We start from the raw sequence: 6,476 nt of genomic DNA on the forward strand, positions 1-6,476 counted from the left end.
GGTGCGCCTCCCCCTGACGCGCACCCCGCCCCGAGCTCTTACAGCACCGCGCGGTGCCGTGTCAGCCGGCCGTGAACCAGGTGAGGGCGCCGAGCGCCACCGCGGCCAGCACGTAGACCCAGCCACTGGCGGCAGCGAGGGCCCGTCCCGCGGCGAGCCCACCGCCGGCAGTGTCAGATCGGTCGTAGCGGTCGCGACCATCCCGCGGGTCGCGGACCGGGTCGGTCGGACGGCCGGCCAGACGCCGGTTGCCGACCACGGAGCACGCCAGGAGCAGTGCCGCCACGAGGCCCATGACCAACGGATCCGCGGAGAACGCCGTCTGCTGGAGCGCGACCGCCAGGGCGGTCGCGCCCACGAGCCCGGCGCCCAGGAAGAGGGACCCGGCCACCATGTGACGCAACAACGCGGCCAGGACCCGCACGGTCAGGAGCACGAACACGGCCAGGAAGGCGAACGAGGCCAGCTGACCGACAGAGATCTCGACCTCCTGCCCCAGGCGCACGGCCCGGACCGTGGCGGTGGCTGCCGTCAGACCCATCAGGCCCGCCACGACCGGCCCCAGGAGGCCCAGCCAATCCCTGGCCGTGGTGGTGATCAACAGGTCGTCCGGGAAGTCCAGGCTGGCGGCGTAGTCGTGCGGGTCGCCGAAGGCCTCGTGGGGGGTCTCACCGCTCTCCGCGCAGTGGGACTCGACGGCCGCGACGGCGTCGCCGATCGCGTCCCCGCGCACGTCTCGCAGCCGCAGCGCGATGACGAGCTCCTCGATCCACTTCCGGTCCTGTGCCGTCATGGTCATCACTGCTCCCCCTCGGAGATGAAACGTGTGGTGTGGTGGGCGAACTCCCGCCACTGGGTGGACTGCCACCCCAGGGCCTCTCGGCCGTCGTCGGTGAGCTGGAAGTACTTGCGGCCGGGGCCGCCGTCGCCCTGGCGCCACTCGGTGGTGACCTGACCGGCCGTCTCCAGGCGGCTGAGCAAGGGATAGAGCGTCCCGCCCTTGATCGCGCCGAACCCGTTGTCCTCGAGGGTCGTCGCGATGGCGTAGCCATAGGTGGGGCCGTCCGCCAGGACCCGGAGGACCGCCAGGGTGAGGAGTCCTCGGAGCCATTCGCTCGGCCACGGTTGCTGGGGCATGGCTAGACAGTATCTCTACTTAATCAGCCTGTCTACCTAGAGCGTCTGACTAGTTTACTCGGATCCGTCGCAGATCTTCGGGTTGGAAGCCGAAGATCTGCCACGGAGGCGAATGCAGTCTGGACGAGGGAGCGAGTGCGTACGAGGAGGCGGGCTTGAGCAGGCGGACGACTCAGATGCGGCCGGCTCGGCGACGGGCCTGACCGTGGCGACGACGGGCGCGCACCCGTGCCCTCTCGACCCGCTCGAGCAGGAGCGCGGGGGTGTCGAGCATCGCCTTGCTCACCCGCACGACCTCCACCCCGAGGTCGCGGACGTCGTCCTCGCGGACCTTCTCGCGCAGCAGCACGTCGTTGCGCGTCGTGTCCTGCGGGCCGGCGACGTACTTGACCTCACCGTCATGCTCGAGGGCCACCCACTCCCCCTCGAGCATGGCGTCCAGTCGCCTGGGCCCGCGCCGGGTCATGACCGGCACCTGGGGCTCTAGGCGGTATCCCAGGCCGTGCGCCACCCACGTCATACGAGACTCTCCGGGGGACTCGTGCCTCACGTCCACGAGGTGCAGGACGGCGGCGAGGCGCGCCACGCTCCGACGGCCAGCGCACCGACCTCGCCGTCCACCACCCGCGCCGCACGGACGAGATCCGCCCCTCTTGCCGGGCCGAGGCGAGGTCCGCCGACGTGACACCACAGGCACGAGCCTCCGCCGTCGAGAAGACGGGGCGGGCGATCAGCTCTGGGGGGAGGTCCATGCCGCCAGGGTGGCCGGGCCGGCGCCTCCGCGAACGACCTGGCGACGGACCTGTGGACGGCGGCGCGGCAATCCGCGCGCCTCGATCGCCCTGTGGACGAGGCGGCGCTCACGGTCCTCGCAGACCTCCGGGTTGCCACCCGAAGATCTGCGAGGGAGACGAGTGGGGAGGGGCGGTCAGGCCTGGCCGACCTGGCGCAGCAGGTCCTGGAACCAGTCCTGCGAGGCGTCGAAGGCCTTGTGCCCCGCGATGCGCGGGAACTCGATGACGCGCAGCTCGTCGCCGCGCTCCTCGTCGTTGCCGACGACGCCGGGCGTGCTGGCCTGGGCCGCGTCGACCGCCACGTCGCACATCTGCTTGATCAGCGCGAGGTCGGTGTCGTTGGCGGCGGCGGAGCGGGAGAAGTAGCCGGACTTCTGGACCATCGTCTTCTCGGCCTCGATCTTGGCGCCGAACTCCTTGGCGAAGTAGCTGCCCGGGTTGATCGTGTCGAGCTTGACGTGCCCGAAGGGGTCGCGGGCGACCTCCTGGCCGGACGCCTCGAGCTGCTTGACGATGTCGTCGACGCCGGCGCCCTCGGACAGGAAGATGTTGACGCAGCCGATCTCGTCCATGGCCTTCTTGAGCCGCGCGGCCTCCGCGTCGAGGTCGATCTGCACCTCGGGGACGTAGACGCCGTGGATCGCCCAGCGCTCCGGGGTGAGGCCGGCCTGCGGCAGCCAGGTCTGCTGGCCGTGCCAGGTCATGTAGTCGCGGGCCGCCGCCGCCGTCAGCCAGCCGCAGTTGCGGCCCATCACCTCGTGGACGATGAGCATGCGCGGGTTGGAGCCGTGCTCGGCGATGATGTTGCGGGCGAAGATCGCCGCCTGCTCGGCCGCCGTCTGGGCGCCGAGGGACTGGCGGATCGGGACGATGTCGTTGTCGATCGTCTTGGGCAGGCCCACCACGGTCAGCTCGTAGCCCTGCTCGTGCAGGTAGGCCGCGAGGTCCGCCGCCGTGGTGTTGGTGTCGTCGCCGCCGATGGTGTGCAGGACGTCGACGCCGTCCTCCTTGAGGCGGTTGGCCGCGACCTCGAGGGGGTTCTCGCCCTCCTTGACCAGGCCGCGCTCGACGAGGTTCTTGGCGTTGGTGAGCTTGACGCGGGAGTTGCCGATCGGGCTGCCGCCAAAGTTGCGCAGCACCCCCGCGTTGCGGCGGGTCTCCTCGTCGAAGACCGTGTAGCTGCCGGTCAGCACGCCGTGGTAGCCGTGGCGGTAACCGATGAGCTCCACGTCGGGCAGCATCTCGGTGTAGCGCTCGATGAGGTCGCCGACGGCGGCGGACAGGCAGGGGGCGTAGCCGCCGGCGGTCAGCATGGCAACGCGCTTGATGGTCATCGGGAGGGTCCTCCTGCGATAGCGGATGAGGGGTCATGACGGTCGCGACTCTGCGACCTCCACCCTATCCAGCGCGCGTGGTCAGTCGTCGACGCCCCGGGCCGCGAGGGCGTCACCGACGCGTTCGGCGTGCCGGACCGTGCGTATGACGAGGGGCGTGGCCACCGCCCGCACGGACCGGTCCAGGCCGCGGGCCCGCCTCGCGTCCAGGGTCTGCTGCAGGAGCTGCCCCACGACGGGGATGCTGCGCAGCGTCAGGCTGACGGTCAGGGCCACGCGCTCCGGCGAGACGCCGACGTGCCGCAGCGGCTGGGCGAGGCGCTGCACCCCGTCGAGCATCTCCGACACGCGCGTGGTCAGGGTGACGAGCCCGGCCGCCGCCACCGCCACGACCATGCCGCCGAGGGTCACCACGACGGCCTCCCACCCGCCGCTCCACCACTGGAACGGCGCCATCACCAGCAGGAACCACCGCAGCGGCCGCACCTCGCCCCACGCCAGGCGCAGCGAGATCCGGCACAGGGCGTAGACGCCGAGGACGACCAGCGCCGAGGCCGCCGTCATCCACGGCCGCTGCACGAGCGACACCGGCACGAGGAACACCGCGAGCGCCAGCAGCTTCCAGGGCACCGGGAGGCGGTGCAGGAGCGAGCGGCCCTCGGCATACGCGCCGGTCAGCACGTCAGGCCCCCATCAGCCGGCGGTAGAAGGGGACCACCTCGCCGGCCGGCCCGTCGGCCGCCACCCGACCCTCGTCGATGCACACGACCCGCTCCCACCCCTCGAGCAGCCACAGGTGGTGGGTGACGAGCACAACCTGCTGGTCGAGGGTGTCGAGCAGCCGCGAGACCTGGTGCGAGTGGCGCAGGTCGAGCAGGGTGGTGGGCTCGTCGCAGACCAGCACGTCGGGGCGGGTGACGAGGATGGCGGCGATGGCGAGGAGCTGCTTCTGGCCCGAGGAGAGCTGGTGCGCGGGGTGGTCCGCGTGGTCGGCCAGCGAGTAGCGCTCGAGCACCTCGTCCACCAGCCGCCGCTTGTCGTCGCCGCTGAGGTCACGTCGGCGCCGCAGCGAGAACTCCACGTCCTCGCGCACCGTCGGCATCACGATCTGCGCCTCGGGGTCGGGGAAGACGAAGCCGACCTTGCGCCGCACCGCCGCCCCCTCGCGCGCCGCGTCCAGGCCGTCGACCAGCACCCGCCCCTCGGTCGGGTCCACCAGGCCGTTGAGCATGCGGGCGAGCGTGGACTTGCCCGAGCCGTTGGCGCCCACGATACCGACGCGCGGCTCCGTGAACGTCAGGTCGACGTGCTCGAGGACGCGGCGATCGCCATAGGCATGGGCGACGCCCTCGATGCGGATGGTGGGCATGGGTCGTATGCCGGACGCCTGCTGCGAGCCGTGGTCGGCGTCAGCGGCGCCGGGCCGGCACGAGGTCCGGCAGCGCCTTGTGGACGGCGGTGGCGACGACGCCCGCGACGACGGCCTTGACCAGGTCGCCGGGCAGGAAGGTCGCCGAGAAGGTCGCGGCGCCGGCGAGGTCGAGCTTGGCCGAGCGCCAGGCCATCCCGGGGATCCCGAGGGCGTAGGACACGACGATGCCGCCGACCAGGCAGGCGCCGACCGCCGCCACGACGTGCAGGCGCGGGAGGAAGCGCTGGACGAGCAGGCCGATGACGAGCGCGACCACGGGGTAGCCGACGACGAAGCCGACCGTGGGGCCGGTGAAGATGGCGAGCCCGCGCACGCCGCTGGCGAGGACGGGGAGGCCGGCGACCGCGAGGACGACGAACAGCAGCACGGCCAGGAACCCGCGGCGCGCCCCGAGGACGGCACCGGCGAGCATGATGCCGAGGTTCTGCAGGACGATGGGGGCGGCGCCGCCGACCGGGACCTTGACGGGGACCAGCGCGACGATGAGGGCGCAGAAGGCGGCGATCAGGGCCAGGTCGCGGGCGGTGAGGCCGCGTCGGGTGGCGGGTCGGGGGTGGTCGCCCCCTGCGCTGGTGCTGCTGGCGCTGGAGTCGCTGCTGGCGCTGGGGTCGTTGCTGGTGGAGGTGCGGCGGGCGGCGGTGGGCATGGGGCGAAGCGTACCTGAACGGCGTTCAGGAGGCGGCGGCCGGGCCGGGTGATGGTCGACACCTGAGCCGGAGAGGCGCGTGCCGGCGAGGCCGACCTAGGGTGCTGGGGTGATCGCCCCTCCCGCCCGCGTGCTCGTCACCGGGGTCGTCGTGGGCGCCGTCGTGTGGGCGGGCCTCGCGCTGCTGGCCCTGCCGTCGCCCTCGCTGTTCGGCGGGCTGGCGGCCGGGGCGGTGCTGGCGTTCGGGTCGCCGCGGGCGCCCCAGCTGCCGCGCTGGAGCGTGGTGCTGGCGCAGGCCTTCGTCGGGGTGACCATCGGCGAGACGGTGACCCTGTCGGCGCTGCGCCAGATCGCCGCCGACTGGCCGTCCGTCCTGATCGTCACCGTGGTGACGCTGCTGCTGAGCCTGCTCGCGGGCGTCATACTGGCGCGTCTGCACCCGATCTCGCTGGCCACCGGACTGTTCTCGATGGCCGCCGGCGGGGCGTCGGGCATCACGTCGATCGCCGACGAGCTGGGGGCGGACGCGCGGGTCGTGTCGATCCTGCAGTACCTCCGGGTGCTGCTCGTGCTGGTGACCCTGCCGCTCGTCGTGGGCCTCGTGTTCCACCCGCAGACGGGGCAGGGCGGGGACGCCGCTGCCGGCGGGGCCGGTGGCGGCTGGGTCGCGTCGGCGGCCTTCGTCGCCGTGTCGGTCGGGGTGGGGCTCGGGCTGGCCCGGCTGGTGCCTGTGTCGACGTTCACGCTGATCGGGCCGCTGGCCGTGGCCGGAGGGCTGACGCTGTGGGGCGGGCTCGGCGGCGCGCAGACGCCTGGCCTGCTCGTGTCCCTGGCGATGCTGGCGATCGGCCTGCAGGTCGGGGTGAAGTTCACGCGCGACAGCGTGCGGGCGATCGGGCGGCTGCTGCCCGCCGGGCTCGTGCTGATCGCGGCTCTGCTGGTCCTGTGCGGGGTGCTCGGCTGGGTGCTGTCGCAGGTCACGGGCGTCGACCCGCTGACGACCTATCTGGCGACGACGCCGGGCGGGCTGTTCGCGGTGCTGGCGACGGCCACCGACAGCGGCGCCGAGCCGACCTATGTCTTTGCCGTGCAGCTCGCGCGGCTCCTCGCGATCCTGGCGCTGGCGCCGCTGC

8 protein-coding genes are annotated in these 6,476 nt (G+C 72.6%); 1 reads left to right on the top strand and 7 read right to left on the bottom strand.

Features of this window, described 5'->3' with window-relative positions; all coding sequences use genetic code 11:
- Positions 1-61: 61 nt before the first annotated feature.
- From B2P18_RS15860 to B2P18_RS15890, 7 genes are all read right to left on the bottom strand, one after another.
- On the bottom strand, positions 62-793 hold the full coding sequence (locus tag B2P18_RS15860; RefSeq protein WP_156911254.1) for a hypothetical protein: 732 nt from the start codon (positions 791-793) through the stop codon (positions 62-64).
- Between the two features lie 5 nt (positions 794-798).
- Complete coding sequence (locus B2P18_RS15865; RefSeq protein ID WP_029211267.1) at positions 799-1,137, bottom strand: PadR family transcriptional regulator; 339 nt, start codon at positions 1,135-1,137, stop codon at positions 799-801.
- Between the two features lie 172 nt (positions 1,138-1,309).
- A complete protein-coding gene (locus B2P18_RS15870) occupies positions 1,310-1,723 on the bottom strand; it encodes a hypothetical protein (RefSeq protein ID WP_029211268.1) in 414 nt (137 codons plus the stop codon).
- A gap of 342 nt (positions 1,724-2,065) precedes the next feature.
- Positions 2,066-3,265, bottom strand: a complete 1,200-nt coding sequence (locus B2P18_RS15875) for a pyrophosphate--fructose-6-phosphate 1-phosphotransferase (protein ID WP_286961530.1) — start codon at positions 3,263-3,265, stop codon at positions 2,066-2,068.
- 81 nt (positions 3,266-3,346) lie between these two features.
- Positions 3,347-3,946 (bottom strand): energy-coupling factor transporter transmembrane component T family protein, encoded by a 600-nt coding sequence (locus B2P18_RS15880; RefSeq protein ID WP_239264113.1) that lies wholly within the window; start codon positions 3,944-3,946, stop codon positions 3,347-3,349.
- Between the two features lies 1 nt (position 3,947).
- Positions 3,948-4,634, bottom strand: a complete 687-nt coding sequence (locus B2P18_RS15885) for an energy-coupling factor ABC transporter ATP-binding protein (protein ID WP_286961531.1) — start codon at positions 4,632-4,634, stop codon at positions 3,948-3,950.
- Between the two features lie 40 nt (positions 4,635-4,674).
- On the bottom strand, positions 4,675-5,343 hold the full coding sequence (locus B2P18_RS15890; protein ID WP_286961532.1) for a biotin transporter BioY: 669 nt from the start codon (positions 5,341-5,343) through the stop codon (positions 4,675-4,677).
- 109 nt (positions 5,344-5,452) lie between these two features.
- Between B2P18_RS15890 and B2P18_RS15895 the strand changes: the two genes are divergently transcribed.
- A partial coding sequence (locus tag B2P18_RS15895; RefSeq protein WP_286961533.1) for an AbrB family transcriptional regulator occupies positions 5,453-6,476 on the top strand: 1,024 nt, incomplete at its 3' end.

It is taken from the genome of Arsenicicoccus sp. UBA2120, from assembly GCF_002330965.1.
Lineage (GTDB): Bacteria > Actinomycetota > Actinomycetes > Actinomycetales > Dermatophilaceae > Arsenicicoccus > Arsenicicoccus bolidensis.

Excerpts from the sequence above, each read along its gene's own strand:
- B2P18_RS15860 (WP_156911254.1), bottom strand. The coding sequence starts at position 793 with ATGACGGCACAGGACCGGAAGTGGATCGAGGAGCTCGTCATCGCGCTG.
- B2P18_RS15865 (WP_029211267.1), bottom strand. The coding sequence starts at position 1,137 with ATGCCCCAGCAACCGTGGCCGAGCGAATGGCTCCGAGGACTCCTCACC.
- B2P18_RS15875 (WP_286961530.1), bottom strand. The coding sequence starts at position 3,265 with ATGACCATCAAGCGCGTTGCCATGCTGACCGCCGGCGGCTACGCCCCC.
- B2P18_RS15885 (WP_286961531.1), bottom strand. The coding sequence starts at position 4,634 with ATGCCCACCATCCGCATCGAGGGCGTCGCCCATGCCTATGGCGATCGC.
- B2P18_RS15890 (WP_286961532.1), bottom strand. The coding sequence starts at position 5,343 with ATGCCCACCGCCGCCCGCCGCACCTCCACCAGCAACGACCCCAGCGCC.